This is a genomic window from Massilibacterium senegalense (assembly GCF_001375675.1).
GTDB classification, from domain to species: Bacteria; Bacillota; Bacilli; order Bacillales; family Massilibacteriaceae; genus Massilibacterium; species Massilibacterium senegalense.
On record NZ_LN831786.1, the window covers coordinates 412244 to 426401 of the forward strand.

Sequence of the window (14158 nt, forward strand, 5' to 3'; positions counted from 1 at the left end):
AGCCCTTAATCCATGAGGAGGAATGAGTGTGAAAGAAGATATTCAATCTTTTATCGTTTATTTACAAGTAGAAAAGAACTATTCACCTCATACCATTTTAAATTATGAAGAAGATATCCATCATTTTGTAGCGTTTATGAAGCAGCAGAAACTTCATTGTTTTGCTGCTGTTTCTTATGCTTATATTCGTCTTTACCTTTCCGAATTATATGAAAATCCTTATGAACGAACATCGATTTCTCGAAAAATATCGTGTTTACGAACTTTTTACCGTTTTTTAGAACGAGAAAATATCGTTTCGAAAAATCCTTTCTTAATGACGGTTCTCCCAAAGAAGAAGCAACGATTGCCTAATTTTTTATACGAAGAAGAAATGAATGAATTATTTTCCATCTCCGATTGTTCTACACCTGTTGGGCAACGTGATCAAGCGATTTTAGAATTGCTGTATAGCTCTGGGTTACGTGTAAGTGAATGTGTAGGAATTACGATTGCTCATCTTGATTTCCAATTTGAAACCGTATTTGTAAAAGGAAAAGGAAGAAAAGAGCGTTATGTGCCGATTGGGCATTTTGCGTTAGAAGCTCTAAAAACGTATATAGAAAATGGACGTAAGCATTTATTGAAAAAGAATTCAGAAAAATGTGATACACTATTTTTGAATCAAAGGGGAAAACCTTTGACGACAAGAGGAATTCACTATATTATAAATAAGCTTATAGAACAATCATCTCTAACAGGACATATTTCTCCCCATACGCTTCGTCATACGTTTGCTACCCATTTATTAAACAATGGTGCAGATTTACGTTCTGTTCAAGAATTATTGGGACATTCGAATCTTTCAACAACGCAAATTTATACACATGTAACAAAAGAACGTTTACGAGAAGTTTATATGAAAGCCCATCCAAGAAGTGAATAAGAGGAGGTCGTCTTAATGGATCAAACGTTTCATGCCACAACAATTTTAGCTGTTCAACATAACGGGAAATGTGCAATGGCTGGTGATGGTCAAGTAACATTTGGAAATAGCGTCGTGATGAAACATACCGCTAAAAAAGTACGTCGCCTGTATCATAATCAAGTGATTGCTGGGTTTGCTGGTTCTGTAGCAGATGCTTTTACATTATTTGAAAAGTTTGAATCTCGTTTAGAAGCATACCATGGTAATTTACAACGTGCGAGTGTGGAATTAGCAAAGGAGTGGCGCGGTGATAAAATGTTACGTCAATTAGAAGCGATGCTAATTGTCATGAATAAAGAAGAAATTTTATTAATCTCTGGAACAGGTGAGGTCATTCAACCAGATGACGGTATTTTAGCAATCGGATCTGGTGGTAATTATGCATTAAGTGCTGCTAGAGCATTAAAGCGTTACAACAAAGATATGACCGCAAAAGAAATTGCAAAAGCTTCTTTACAGATTGCTTCAGAGTTATGTGTTTATACAAATGATCATATCATTGTAGAAGAAATAGCAGAATAAATAAGTGTTGGATAGATAATCGATAGTATGTGATTTGGATACGAAGAAAGTGGATATCGTAAAAGGAGGACGTCGTCAAATGCAAGCGTTAACACCAAAAGAAATTGTGAATCAATTAGACCGATATATTGTTGGACAAAAAAAGGCAAAGCGAGCGGTTGCGATTGCGCTTAGAAATCGATATCGTCGCAGTAAATTAAAAGAGGAATTGCGCGAAGAAATTATTCCTAAAAATATTTTAATGATTGGTCCGACTGGTGTCGGAAAAACAGAAATTGCTAGAAGATTGGCAAAAATGGTTCGAGCTCCTTTTGTAAAAGTAGAGGCGACGAAATTTACGGAAGTTGGATACGTTGGTCGTGATGTAGAATCCATGGTTCGAGATTTAGTGGAAACGAGTATTCGTCTTATAAAAACAGAAAAAATGCAATCTGTGAAACAAAAAGCAGAAGAACAAGCAGATGACCGAATTGTAGAAATTCTTGTTCCAGTAAAAAAACAAACGCAAACCTTTAAAAATCCGTTTGAAATGTTATTTAATACACAACAGCAAACAGAAGAAAAAGATGATACCGTTCAACAAGAAAATCTGCAACAAAAACGAATTCAAACAAAAAAATTATTAAAACTTGGAGAATTAGAAGACCGAGTTATTACGGTTGAAATCGAAGAACAGCAACAAAATATGTTTGATTTATTTCAAGGAACGGGAATGGAACAAATGGGCATGAACGTTCAAGATATGCTAGGATCGATTATGCCTAAGAAAAAGAAAAAAAGAAAAGTAACTGTCCGAGAAGCGAGAAAAATTTTAACGCAAGAAGAAGCACAAAAATTGATTGACATGGACGAGGTAATTGCAGAAGCGGTTTTTAAAGCAGAGGAATCAGGAATTATTTTTATTGATGAAATAGACAAAATAGCAGGGAAAAATCATCATTCTGCGGATGTTTCGCGTGAAGGAGTACAACGTGACATTTTGCCAATTGTCGAAGGTTCGACGGTTGTAACGAAATATGGCGCTGTAAAAACAGATCATATTTTATTTATTGCAGCTGGTGCTTTTCATATTTCAAAACCATCGGATTTAATTCCAGAATTACAAGGGCGATTCCCAATTCGCGTGGAATTATCGAGTCTATCGATTGAGGACTTTATTTCTATTCTCGTAGAACCAAATAATGCTTTATTAAAACAATATGTAGCAATGCTTGAAACAGAGGGTATAAAAGTTTCGTTTACAGACGAAGCTATCCATAAATTAGCAGAAATTGCAACGCAAGTGAACGAACAAACCGATGATATCGGTGCAAGACGTCTGCACACTGTTCTTGAAAAATTGTTAGAAGATCTTTCGTTCGAAGCGCCAGAGATTACGTTAGAAGAAATAATGATTACAAAAGAATATGTAGAAGAAAAACTGCAGTCGATTGCGAAAAATCGAGATCTTAGTCAATTTATATTGTAGTCACCAGAATTAGGAGGAAAAATGGATGAAATTATTAGATAAAACTCGTAAAATTAACGCAATGCTTCAAGAATCAGCAGGAGAACCAGTTAATTTTAAAGAAATGGCGGAAACTTTACGAGATGTGATAGAGGCCAATATTTTCGTTGTGAGTCGTCGTGGCAAATTATTAGGATACGCCATTAAACAAGAAATTGAAAATGATCGTATGAAACAAATGCTTGAAAAACGTCAGTTCCCAGAAGAATATACAAAAAGTTTATTTAATGTTACGGTTACTTCTCCGAATTTAGATATTGACAGCGAATACACTGCTTTTCCGATTGAAAACAAAGAATTGTTTGCATCTGGATTAACCACTATTGTACCTATTATCGGTGGTGGCGAGCGCTTAGGAACGTTAGTATTAGCACGTCTAATTGCGCCTTTTTCAGATGATGATTTATTGTTAGCAGAGTACGGTGCAACGGTGGTAGGAATGGAGATTTTACGTGAAAAATCGGAAGAAATTGAAATGGAAGCACGAAGTAAAGCGGTAGTTCAAATGGCAATCAATTCATTATCATATAGCGAATTAGAAGCCATTGAACATATTTTTGAAGAATTAGACGGGAAAGAAGGATTATTAGTAGCTAGTAAAGTGGCAGATCGTGTAGGTATTACACGTTCTGTTATCGTCAATGCATTGCGTAAATTAGAAAGTGCTGGTGTGATTGAATCACGTTCGCTTGGGATGAAAGGGACGTATATTAAAGTATTAAACGATAAATTTTTGGATGAATTAACAAAAATTAAAGAACGGTAATCAGTAAAAAAATGAAAGAATAAAAAAAACCATTTTTCTTGTATAAAGAAAAATGGTTTTTTTATGATAAAACATAAGGCTATTGTCCTATAATCATTTCTATACTATAATTGAAAAAAATAACAAGATTTTATGGTACTAATATTAATAACGTTTATATAGTGTTAATATAGGAAGTTATATTTAGATAGTAAAAAAGTTTTTTTGTAAATAAACGATAGCACTTAATTTGGATAGGTCTTTATAAGTGAATGTATCTTTTTCTTTTAGAGTAGTGGACAAAATATAGCTGTTTAACCTAAAATTACATAGGATGAAAATAAAAAGAACTAGAAAAGCGAGGGACATTTTATGGAATTATTTTCTAGGCCATTATTCCCGATGATGGAACAAACATTACGTCAATCGTCGATGAAACAAAAAGTAATTGCACAAAATTTAGCAAATTATGATACTCCGGGATATAAGTCAAAGGACGTAGTTTTTAAAAATGAATTAAATCGTGCTTTACAATCACAAGAAATGAAAGCAAATCGAACGCATCTTAAACATGTAGATTTTAAATATAGTAATTCTTTATCTACTATTATTTCAAAATCCAACCACTTAACGATGAATAATAATGGAAACAGCGTAGATATTGATAAAGAAACAACAGATATGGCGAAAAATCAACTTTATTATAATTCGGTAATAGAAGGATTAAATAGTGAATTTCAAAAATTAAAATTAGCAGCTAGAGGAGGACGATAATGAATGGGTATTTTTTACGGAATCAACACAACTGCATCAGCCTTAACTGCGCAACGTTTACGGATGGATGTTGTTTCTTCTAATATGTCTAATATCGATACAACAAGAGAAAGAATGGTAGATGGGGAATGGGAACCATATCGTAGGAAAATGGTAGTAATGGAGTCGAAAGAAGGAACCAACTTTAAAAATTTTTTAAATTTAGCTCAAAATAAGGTGAATAATCCTGGTAATGGGGTATTAGTAAAAAGGATAGTAGAGGATCAAACCCCATTTAAACAAATGTATAATCCGGATCATCCTGATGCGAACGAACTAGGGTACGTTCAGTATCCGAATGTAGATCCGTTAAAAGAAATGGTAGATATGATGAGTGCTACTAGATCGTATGAAGCAAATGTTACATCGTTAAATGCATCAAAAAATATGCTTTTAAAAGCACTTGAAATAGGGAAATAGAAATAAAGAAGGAGGGGTATGATGCCTAATTTAATAAACGGAGTACCTACGATAGGCGTAGTAAAATCGATGGCACCATCTTCGGTAAAACCTACACCAATGGAAGCGCAACAGTCGTTTAAAACTGCTTTGAATGATGCAATAAATAAAACGAACCAACTACAAGTAGATGGGCAAGGGGCACTAGAAAAATTAATACAAGGACAAGATATAGATTTGCACGAAGTGATGATTGCACAACAAAAGGCTTTAGTCTCACTACAAACGACAGTAGAAGTTCGAAATAAGGTCATTGAAGCTTATCAAGAAGTAATGAGAATGCAAGTGTAATCATTCGTTACGTAAACTTAACATTATGCGCTATGTCACAAATGATTACACTATTTCAACGTCGTGATACATACTATAAAAATCTCAATAATGAAAAATAGAAAAAGCTGGGGGAAGTAATGAAGGAAAAGCTCACACAACTAAAAGAACGCGTGGGAACATTTTGGAAAGAGCGAACGAAACTTCAAAAAATATTGATGATTGGCACGCTACTCCTGTTCATTATCGGTGTTAGTGTAATTAGTTTTTTTGCTAGTAATCCAAAATTAGTACCTTTATATAGTCAGTTAACGCCACAAGAAACAGGACAAATCAAAGAAAATCTCGATCAAAAAGGAATCCCTTCAGAAGTAACGGATAACGGAACAACCGTATTAGTTCCAGAAAAACAAGTAAATGATTTAAAAGTTCAGTTAGCTTCAGAAGGGATTCCAAAAAGTGGAACGATTGATTATTCTTTTTTTAAAGACAAAAGTAGTTTTGGAATGACAGATAATGAATTTAGTGTATTAGAACGTGCGGCGATGCAAACGGAATTAGAAAATTTAATTAAAAACGTGAATGGTGTAAAGAATGCGAAAGTAATGATTACTCTTCCGGAAGAAAGTGTTTGGGTAACCGATAAAGAGAAAACAGCTTCCGCATCAGTTGTCTTAGAAGTAGATCCAGGTTATAAACCAGATCAAAAACAAATTATGGCGATGTATACACTAGTTTCTAAAAGTGTTCCTAATCTACCTACTGAGAATATCGTTATGACCGATCAAAACTTTAATTATTACGATTTAAATCAAACTACAAATGGTAGTTCTTTAACGAAATTCCAGGAACAGATGCAAATGAAAAAAGAAATTGAACGAAATATACAAACACAAATTCAACAAATGCTGGCAACTATGATGGGACCAGATAAAGTGGCCGTTAGTGTTTCAGCAGATGTGGATGTGAAGGAAGAAACGAGAGAAGAAAATCTAGTAGAACCAGTGGATGAAGAAAACATGGAAGGAATTCGAGTAAGTGCAGAAAAAATCACAGAAACTTACAATGGTGAAAATGCCCAAGTTGGAGGAGTACCGGGAACAGGAGAAAATGATGTGCCTGGATATCCAGCAGCAAATGGTGCAGGTGGGAATGGAAACTATGAAAAAGTGGAAGACCGTGTGAACTATGATGTGAACCGGATTCAACGTTCTATCAAAGAAAGCCCGTATTCTATTCGTGATTTAGGAATTCAAGTAATGGTAGAACCACCGGAAGCGGATAATCCAGCTTCTCTTCCAGCGCAAACGATTAATGATATCGAACAAATTTTATCTACGATTGTTCGTACTAGCATTTCTAAAACAGAAATGCGCCCAGAATTAACAGAACAAGAAATTCAAAATAAAATTTATGTAGCAGCACAAGAGTTTCAAGGGAAACAAAAAGTAGCAAAAGAAGAAACAACAAAAATTCCTTGGTGGGTATATGTTGTGGGAGCTGTTTTATTAGTTTTCATTATCGTTTTAGTTATTTTACTCATGAGAAAACGTCGTGCTGCTGAAGGATTAGAAGAAGAACTTCCTATTTTAGAAGAGCAATTAAACGTAACAGAAATAGAAGATTTAGAAGAAGAATTAACAGAAGGTGCTGTTCAAAAGAAACAACTAGAAAAATACGCAAAAGACAAACCAGAAGATTTTGCCCGTTTATTGCGAACTTGGCTATCTGAAGAGTAGGGGGAGTTTATATGCCAGGAACAAAAGAATTAACAGGAAAACAGAAAGCGGCCATATTGCTCATTGCTCTTGGACCAGATGTATCGGCTCAAATTTATAAACATTTAACAGAAGAAGAAATAGAAAAACTAACATTAGAAATTTCAAGTGTAAAAAAAGTAGATAGTGATTTAAAAGATGGGATTTTATCGGAATTTCATCAAATTGTGAAAGCACAAGATTATATTGACCAAGGTGGGATTACCTACGCAAAAGATGTACTAGAAAAAGCGTTAGGAAAACATGAAGCGATGGAAATTATTCAACGACTAACATCCACGTTACAAGTTCGACCATTTGACTTTGCTAGACGAGCAGATGCTGGACAAATTTTAAACTTTATCCAAAATGAACATCCGCAAACAATTGCGCTCATTCTATCTTATTTAGAACCGCAACAAGCAGGTCAAATTTTATCGGAATTGCCACAAGAATTTCAAGCGGATGTAGCCAAACGGATTGCTGTCATGGATGGTACTTCACCTGAAATTATTAATGAGGTCGAGCATGTGTTAGAACAAAAGCTTTCTAGCACGGTTGTAAACGACTATACACAAACGGGTGGCATTGAAGCGGTCGTAGAAGTATTGAATGGTGTAGATAGAGCGACAGAACGGACCATTTTAGAGTCACTAGAAATTCAAGATCCTGAATTAGCAGAAGAAATTAAAAAACGGATGTTTGTATTCGAGGATATTGTTACACTCGACAGCCGCGCTATTCAACGTGTCATTCGCGACGTAGAAAACGAAGATTTGATGCTTTCATTGAAAGTAGCAAGCGAAGAAGTAAAAACCGTTCTTTTCAAAAATATGTCACAACGTATGGCTGAAACGTTTAAAGAGGAAATGGAATATATGGGACCTGTTCGACTTCGTGATGTAGAAGAGGCGCAAACACGTATCGTTGGAGTAATTCGGCGTCTTGAAGATGCAGGAGAAATTGTCATTGCTCGCGGTGGTGGTGATGATATCATTGTCTAAAATTATTAAACGTCAACATGCAGTGAAACATGATCAAGGTATTACAATTCAAGTTCGGTCACTTGAACTAGCCCATGAAGAAGCTTCGGAACATGATATCTCGATAGAAAATGCGAACATTGCTTATCAAGAAATGTTAGAGCAGGCTCAAAGAGAAGTAAATGAAATGCATGAAATGGTAAATCAACAAGTAGAGCAAGCTAGACAAATGATTGACTTAGAAAAACAACAGTGGGAAGAAGAACGACAACAATGGGTCGAACAAGCAAAACAAGAAGGTTATGAAATTGGATATGCTCAAGGTCTAGAGATTGGTCAAAATGAATATGTAGAAAAGATAGAACAAGCCAAACAGTTAATCTTACTAGCGAAAGAAGACTATTATAAGCATATTGAACAAGCTGAGTTAGATATTGTTTCAATCGGTTTAAAAGCTGCAGAAAAAATTATTGGCCATCAATTAGAGGAAGAAAATACGGTTTGGATTGATATTGTGAAGCAAGTTATTCACGAAGTACGTGATCAAGATATCGTGAAACTTTACGTTCATCCTAATCAATATGAATGGACCTTGAAACATCAACAAGAATTAAAAGATTTTTTTAAGTTGAATACCGAGCTGTACATTATACCGAATGTGGACTTACAAGAATATGGTTGTGTAGTAGAATCCCCATTTGGACAAATTGATGCAACGATTGATAGTCAATTAAAAGAATTAAAACGTAAATTATTAGAAAAACTTGAGGAGCTAGATGATGGATCTTTCCGTAATATTGAATGAAATTAATAAAATTGATAGTTTTAAGCGATACGGGAAAGTGAAAAGGGTTGTTGGATTAATGATTGAATCTCAAGGCCCAGAAGCATCTGTTGGGGATCTTTGTTACATCTATTTAGATAACATGAAGAAAAAAAGTGTCCGAGCGGAAGTAGTCGGATTCCGTGATGAGTTTGTTTTATTAATGCCTTATACAGAAGTAAGTAAAATCTCACCAGGGAGCATTGTAGAAGCAACTGGTGCGCCATTACAAGTAAAGATAGGAAATAGTTTAATAGGACAAGTGATTGACGGATGTGGGGAGTTGTTAGATGGCAGGAAATTGCCGAAAGGATTGTCTAATATCTCAACAAACAACGAACCCCCAAATCCGATGCAACGACCTCCTATTTCGGAGCCAATCAGTGTGGGTATTCGTTCTATTGATAGTTTGCTAACAGTAGGAAAAGGCCAACGTGTCGGTATTTTTGCCGGTAGTGGTGTAGGAAAAAGTACGTTGATGGGGATGATTGCCAAAAGTACAACGGCAGATTTAAATGTTGTTGCACTTGTGGGGGAACGCGGACGTGAAGTACGTGAATTTATCGAGCGAGAGTTAGGGGAGGAAGGATTGCAACGAAGCATCGTAGTTGTCGCAACGAGTGACCAACCAGCACTTATGAGAATAAAAGCAGCATATACAGCAACTGCAATCGCAGAATATTTTAGAGACCAAGGACTCGATGTTATGTTCATGATGGACTCCGTTACGCGTGTAGCCATGGCACAGCGTGAAATAGGGTTAGCGTCAGGCGAACCACCAACAACAAAAGGATATACACCAAGTGTATTTGCGATTTTACCGAAATTGTTAGAAAGAACTGGAACAAATGAGCTTGGGTCGATTACAGCATTTTATACGGTTCTCGTAGATGGGGATGATTTTAACGAACCGATTGCAGATACGGTTCGCGGAATATTAGATGGGCATTTTGTTCTCGATCGAACATTAGCAAATCGCGGACATTATCCAGCGATTAATATTTTAAAAAGTGTTAGTCGTGTCATGAATTCTATCGTTTCGAAAGAACATCGCCTAGTAGCAGAAAGATTACGGAACTTATTATCCATATATACAGAATCAGAGGACTTGATTAACATTGGTGCCTATAAGCGGGGTTCTTCGCAACAAATTGATGAAGCAATTCAATCTTATCCGGTAATTACACAATTTTTAAAACAAGCCGTAGATGAAAAAACAACGTTAGAACAATCGGTAATAGATATGATGAGTCAATTTGGTGAAGGAGCATAATTGGATGAAGTATGAATATGGACTAGAAAAAGTGCTGACGATTAAAGAAAAAGAAAAACAAACAGTTGCAAATGAATATGAAAAGGCTCGAGAATCCTTTCAAAAACGAGCGATGCAGTTATATGAACAACTAAAGAAAAAAGAACAATTAGAAGAAGAAAGGCAAGCATTATTAAAAAAAGGAATTATCATTCGGGATTTACAACAAAATCAATTTTTTCTTCATAAAATAGAAGATAAAATCGCAGAAACAGAAGAAAAGGTAAATGAAGCACGAACACATATGCAAGTTAAACAACAAATGCTAGTGTATAAAAATATAGAAATGAAAAAGTACGAAAAAATGAAAGAAAAAGAAAAATTAGCGTATCTCAAACAGCAAAAACAAGAGGAAGAGCGTTTGATGGATGAAATATCTATTCAGCAATATATGAATGACAGGAAATAGGTGACAGTATGAGTAAAAAAGAACAGGATGAAGTGGAAGAATTTGAAGCGTTAGATGAGAAAAAGTTAACAAGTGGATTTAAAAAGTTTATTGTCTTAGTCTTCATTCCAATCATATTTGCAATTGTTGTAGTGATAATCTTTTTTTCTATTATTGGTGTGGATGTGTTTGGGAAAATTCAAAATATAGCAAGTAACATTCCTGGAATCTCAAAGTTAGTCACGGATGAAAAAGAACAGCCAAGTGAAAAAGATAAACTAAAATTTCAAGTAGAAGAACAACAAGCAAAAATTAATCAGTTAACAAAAGAATTAGAAAAAAAAGAAAAAAAAGTAAATGAATTGGAACAAAAAAGCACCCAACTTGAGCAAGAAAAACAAACGCTTACTCAGGAACAAAGCGCTAATCAAGAGATTCAAAATATGGATACACAAAAAAATATCGATGCCGACAAAGAGTTAAAAGATGCTGCCAAAACATATTCTTCGATGTCATCCCAAAAAGCAGCGGATATTTTGACGGTCATGAAACGCGAGGAAGCAGTTTTAATCATGAAACAAATGCGTACAGATACGAGAGCATCCATTTTGCAAAAAATGGAACCTGTCGATGCTGCTGATTTCACAAAAAGGCTTGCGGAAAAAGGTCTGGAAGAGGGTGAAATAGATAATGAAGGTGAGTAATGTTGCTACGGATTTCGTTGCTGTAAGTGAACAAAAAGTAAAACAATCTTCAGTCGAACATTCTTTCCAAGAAACCTTACATGAAACAATGCATCAATCAGAACAAACGGAAAATCAGAATGAAATGGTCACTACAAAATCAGTTGAAACAAAAGGAGAGGGAGAGCAAAGTAAGGACGAGATAACGGAACAAAAAATGGAATCGATTAAAGAAAAAATAGAAGAATTTTTGCAACATTTTCCTTTGGAAGCTGGTTTCTTAAAATCTGACATGTTACACCATACAGATGTACAAAAGCTGATTATTAAATTACCGAAAGATACACAAAAGTTGTTACATTTTGTCATAAATCAAGGTTTTTCCATCGAACAGGCTATAGACAAAACGTCTAAAAACGGATTAGCATTACAAACCTTGTTAAGTATCTTTACAGAACAAATGAAACAAACGAAAGGCTTTGAAACGAAATTTCTCTCTTTTTTACAACAGTTAAGTAAAGGAGATCAAAAACAATTAGCTGATTGGTTTAAGTCCTCTTTTTCTAAACGATTACACTTATTTGGAGAAAAAGGAATAGAACAAACAGTCCGTTCGTTTTCTAAAACAACAGATACGAAGTCTGTTTTCGATAAATTCACCACCGTCACAATGGGTAAACAAGATACTCGTGCAACACAACAGGAGGTAACATCTAAACAAAAGGCAATAGGTTTTCAGTCGGGATTTATGAATCCATCACAGCAACTGTCCTTTTTTGCACAATTAAAGCAGCCTGTTCAACCAGCAACTTCGCAAAAGTTAGTACAACAATTTACACAGATGATGCAGCGCGGGGTGTTTCAAACGTTACCTAATGGAGCCCAAAGTTTTTCAATTCAATTATATCCAGAACATTTAGGGCAAATGGAAGTACAACTTATTAGAGGTAATCAAGAAATGATGGCCCGTTTGATTGTCGGAAATAAGCAAGCAAAAGAGCTCATTGAATCACAATTTCATCAATTACGCCAAGCTATTCATCAACAAAACATTCAAGTAGATAAATGGGAAGTTGTGATAGATGAAAAACAAGCGATGATGCAATCCAATGCAAATCAAGAACAACAAGAACGACAATCATCTGATAATAAAGAAACAAACAAAGAGAATCAAAAAGAAGAAAACTCTTTTGTGAACTCTTTTATGGATTTTTTATTACAATCTGAACAAGAAGGGGAATAAAATATGTCTGAGATTAATAGGAAATCAGCAACTATTGACCCAAATTTGTTTTACAGTAATAAACCGAAACAAGAACGATCAACTGGTAATAACGCATTAGGAAAAGATGACTTTTTAAAAATTTTAATCACACAACTTCAACATCAAGATCCGATGTCACCGATGCAAGATCGGGAATTCATTGCTCAAATGGCGCAATTTACGCAAGTAGAGCAAATGACCAATATGTCGAAAATGTTAGAGAAATTCATTCAATTTGAAGCAGGGAACCCGTTAGTTAAATTTTCGGAATTAATCGGGAAAGAAATTCATTTTGAAACGGAAATTCCCTCTGATGAAAAAGACACTCCGTCAAAAATAGAGTCTGGTAATGGAATGGTGAAGACGGTCGTTACGAGAGAAAATGGGATTTTTGCTATTTTGGATAATGGGAAAGAAGTCAGTGTGAATGATGTCATTCAAGTTGGCTCTCCTAGTAATAAATAATGACATTATCTATTTATTTTAGACTATTGAAAAAAATAAGTAATTCAAACATGAGAGGAGCATCATTATGTTACGTTCAATGTACTCAGCAATTTCAGGGATGAAAAACTTTCAGTTGAAATTAGATGTAATTGGTAATAATATTGCGAATGTGAATACGTATGGTTACAAAAAAAATCGTGCCGTTTTTAAAGATATGGTGTATCAAGCTCAAGGCGGAGCGAGTGCACCAGTTCAAGGTGGACGAGGTGGAACGAATCCAAAACAAGTTGGATTAGGGTCACAAGTTGCTACAATTGACTCGGTTGCAACGCAAGGTTCTTCTCAATCTACTGGTCGACCATTAGATTTAATGATTAATGGAGACGGTTATTTTATGGTATCCGACGGAACTACAGATTACTATACACGATCTGGAAACTTTTATTTGGATCAAGAAGGAAATATCGTTAATGGAGACGGGATGTACTTAAAAGGATATGGGTATAATCGTTTACCAAACGGAACATTCGAAGATGCTAATCGTCAAGCGGTAGATGGTTTAGGGTACCGTATCAATGAAAATGACAATTATCTTGCTGTAAATCCAGCAAATCCAAACGGTGCTCCATTACAAGTGAATGCCGATGGATATCGCGTCAATAATGATGGGAAATTGGTTCATACAGATGATCGGTTAATCGACGAACTAGGGTATTTAGTAAATGAAGATGGTCAATATTTAAATGCAGCAGGACAAGTTGCTCAAAATAAAGAGGATCGCATCTATTTAGGGAAACCAGTAAAACTAGATCGTATTGTAGGAGAAAAAGCTCCATTAGACCGTTTTACAATTGATCCTAATAATACAAAAAGCTTCAGTATCGGACCTGATGGGAAGATTAACATCGTTACAGCGACAGAAGGACTTGATAGTTCACAACAAGTCTTTATTGCAAAATTTAATAACGCAGAAGGTCTTCAACGTTTAGGTAGTAGTTTATATGTTGTTTCCTCGAACTCAGGAGCCCCAATTATTGGAGAGCCAGGTTTAGATGGAAATGGTGATATTATTTCTTCGACACTTGAAATGAGTAATGTGGACTTAGGAGAAGAATTTACAGAAATGATTGTTGCACAACGTGCATTCCAAGCAAATACAAGAACTATTACAACAGCAGATCAAATTTTACAAGAATTAATGCAAATGAAACGATAAAA

16 protein-coding genes are annotated in these 14158 nt (G+C 35.2%); all 16 read left to right on the forward strand.

The annotated features are described in order from the left end of the window. Positions 1–22: 22 nt before the first annotated feature. The 16 genes from xerC (at position 23) to BN1372_RS05565 (ending at position 14156) form a co-directional block, all read left to right on the forward strand. Entirely contained in the window at positions 23–925 is a 903-nt protein-coding gene (xerC, locus tag BN1372_RS05490) for a tyrosine recombinase XerC (RefSeq protein ID WP_062197845.1), read from the forward strand. Between the two features lie 15 nt (positions 926–940). Continuing rightward, positions 941–1489 carry an ATP-dependent protease subunit HslV gene (gene hslV, locus BN1372_RS05495; RefSeq protein WP_062197846.1) on the forward strand — a complete coding sequence of 183 codons (549 nt, stop codon included), beginning with the start codon at positions 941–943 and terminating at the stop codon, positions 1487–1489. A 79-nt stretch (positions 1490–1568) separates the two neighbouring features. Further along, a complete protein-coding gene (gene hslU / locus BN1372_RS05500; RefSeq protein ID WP_062197847.1) occupies positions 1569–2957 on the forward strand; it encodes an ATP-dependent protease ATPase subunit HslU in 1389 nt (462 codons plus the stop codon). Between the two features lie 25 nt (positions 2958–2982). Then, the gene (codY, locus tag BN1372_RS05505; protein ID WP_062197848.1) at positions 2983–3762 is read left to right on the forward strand and encodes a GTP-sensing pleiotropic transcriptional regulator CodY; all 780 of its coding nucleotides are present in this window, start codon (positions 2983–2985) and stop codon (positions 3760–3762) included. A 351-nt stretch (positions 3763–4113) separates the two neighbouring features. Continuing rightward, a complete protein-coding gene (gene flgB / locus BN1372_RS05510; protein WP_062197849.1) occupies positions 4114–4515 on the forward strand; it encodes a flagellar basal body rod protein FlgB in 402 nt (133 codons plus the stop codon). A 3-nt stretch (positions 4516–4518) separates the two neighbouring features. Beyond that, positions 4519–4974 (forward strand): flagellar basal body rod protein FlgC, encoded by a 456-nt coding sequence (gene flgC / locus BN1372_RS05515; protein ID WP_062197850.1) that lies wholly within the window; start codon positions 4519–4521, stop codon positions 4972–4974. Between the two features lie 21 nt (positions 4975–4995). Continuing rightward, on the forward strand, positions 4996–5304 hold the full coding sequence (fliE, locus tag BN1372_RS05520; protein ID WP_082418960.1) for a flagellar hook-basal body complex protein FliE: 309 nt from the start codon (positions 4996–4998) through the stop codon (positions 5302–5304). A 119-nt stretch (positions 5305–5423) separates the two neighbouring features. Next, positions 5424–7022, forward strand: coding sequence for a flagellar basal-body MS-ring/collar protein FliF (gene fliF, locus BN1372_RS05525; RefSeq protein ID WP_062197851.1), 1599 nt, complete (start codon positions 5424–5426; stop codon positions 7020–7022). Positions 7023–7033: 11 nt separating this feature from the next. Next, positions 7034–8044: a flagellar motor switch protein FliG gene (fliG, locus tag BN1372_RS05530; protein ID WP_062197852.1), complete on the forward strand. Its 1011-nt coding sequence runs from the start codon at positions 7034–7036 to the stop codon at positions 8042–8044. Then, complete coding sequence (gene fliH / locus BN1372_RS05535; RefSeq protein WP_187118396.1) at positions 8037–8828, forward strand: flagellar assembly protein FliH; 792 nt, start codon at positions 8037–8039, stop codon at positions 8826–8828. Before fliG ends, fliH begins: the two co-directional genes overlap by 8 nt. After that, the gene (fliI, locus tag BN1372_RS05540) at positions 8803–10119 is read left to right on the forward strand and encodes a flagellar protein export ATPase FliI (protein ID WP_062197854.1); all 1317 of its coding nucleotides are present in this window, start codon (positions 8803–8805) and stop codon (positions 10117–10119) included. The genes fliH and fliI overlap by 26 nt, the downstream gene beginning before the upstream one ends. Positions 10120–10123: 4 nt before the next feature. Continuing rightward, positions 10124–10567, forward strand: a complete 444-nt coding sequence (gene fliJ, locus BN1372_RS05545) for a flagellar export protein FliJ (protein ID WP_062197855.1) — start codon at positions 10124–10126, stop codon at positions 10565–10567. An 8-nt stretch (positions 10568–10575) separates the two neighbouring features. Further along, positions 10576–11250: a MotE family protein gene (locus BN1372_RS05550; RefSeq protein WP_062197856.1), complete on the forward strand. Its 675-nt coding sequence runs from the start codon at positions 10576–10578 to the stop codon at positions 11248–11250. Continuing rightward, positions 11237–12472, forward strand: a complete 1236-nt coding sequence (locus tag BN1372_RS05555; protein WP_062197857.1) for a flagellar hook-length control protein FliK — start codon at positions 11237–11239, stop codon at positions 12470–12472. Before BN1372_RS05550 ends, BN1372_RS05555 begins: the two co-directional genes overlap by 14 nt. Positions 12473–12475: 3 nt before the next feature. Then, on the forward strand, positions 12476–12958 hold the full coding sequence (gene flgD / locus BN1372_RS05560) for a flagellar hook assembly protein FlgD (protein ID WP_062197858.1): 483 nt from the start codon (positions 12476–12478) through the stop codon (positions 12956–12958). Between the two features lie 67 nt (positions 12959–13025). Next, on the forward strand, positions 13026–14156 hold the full coding sequence (locus tag BN1372_RS05565; protein ID WP_062197859.1) for a flagellar hook-basal body complex protein: 1131 nt from the start codon (positions 13026–13028) through the stop codon (positions 14154–14156). Positions 14157–14158 lie beyond the last annotated feature (2 nt).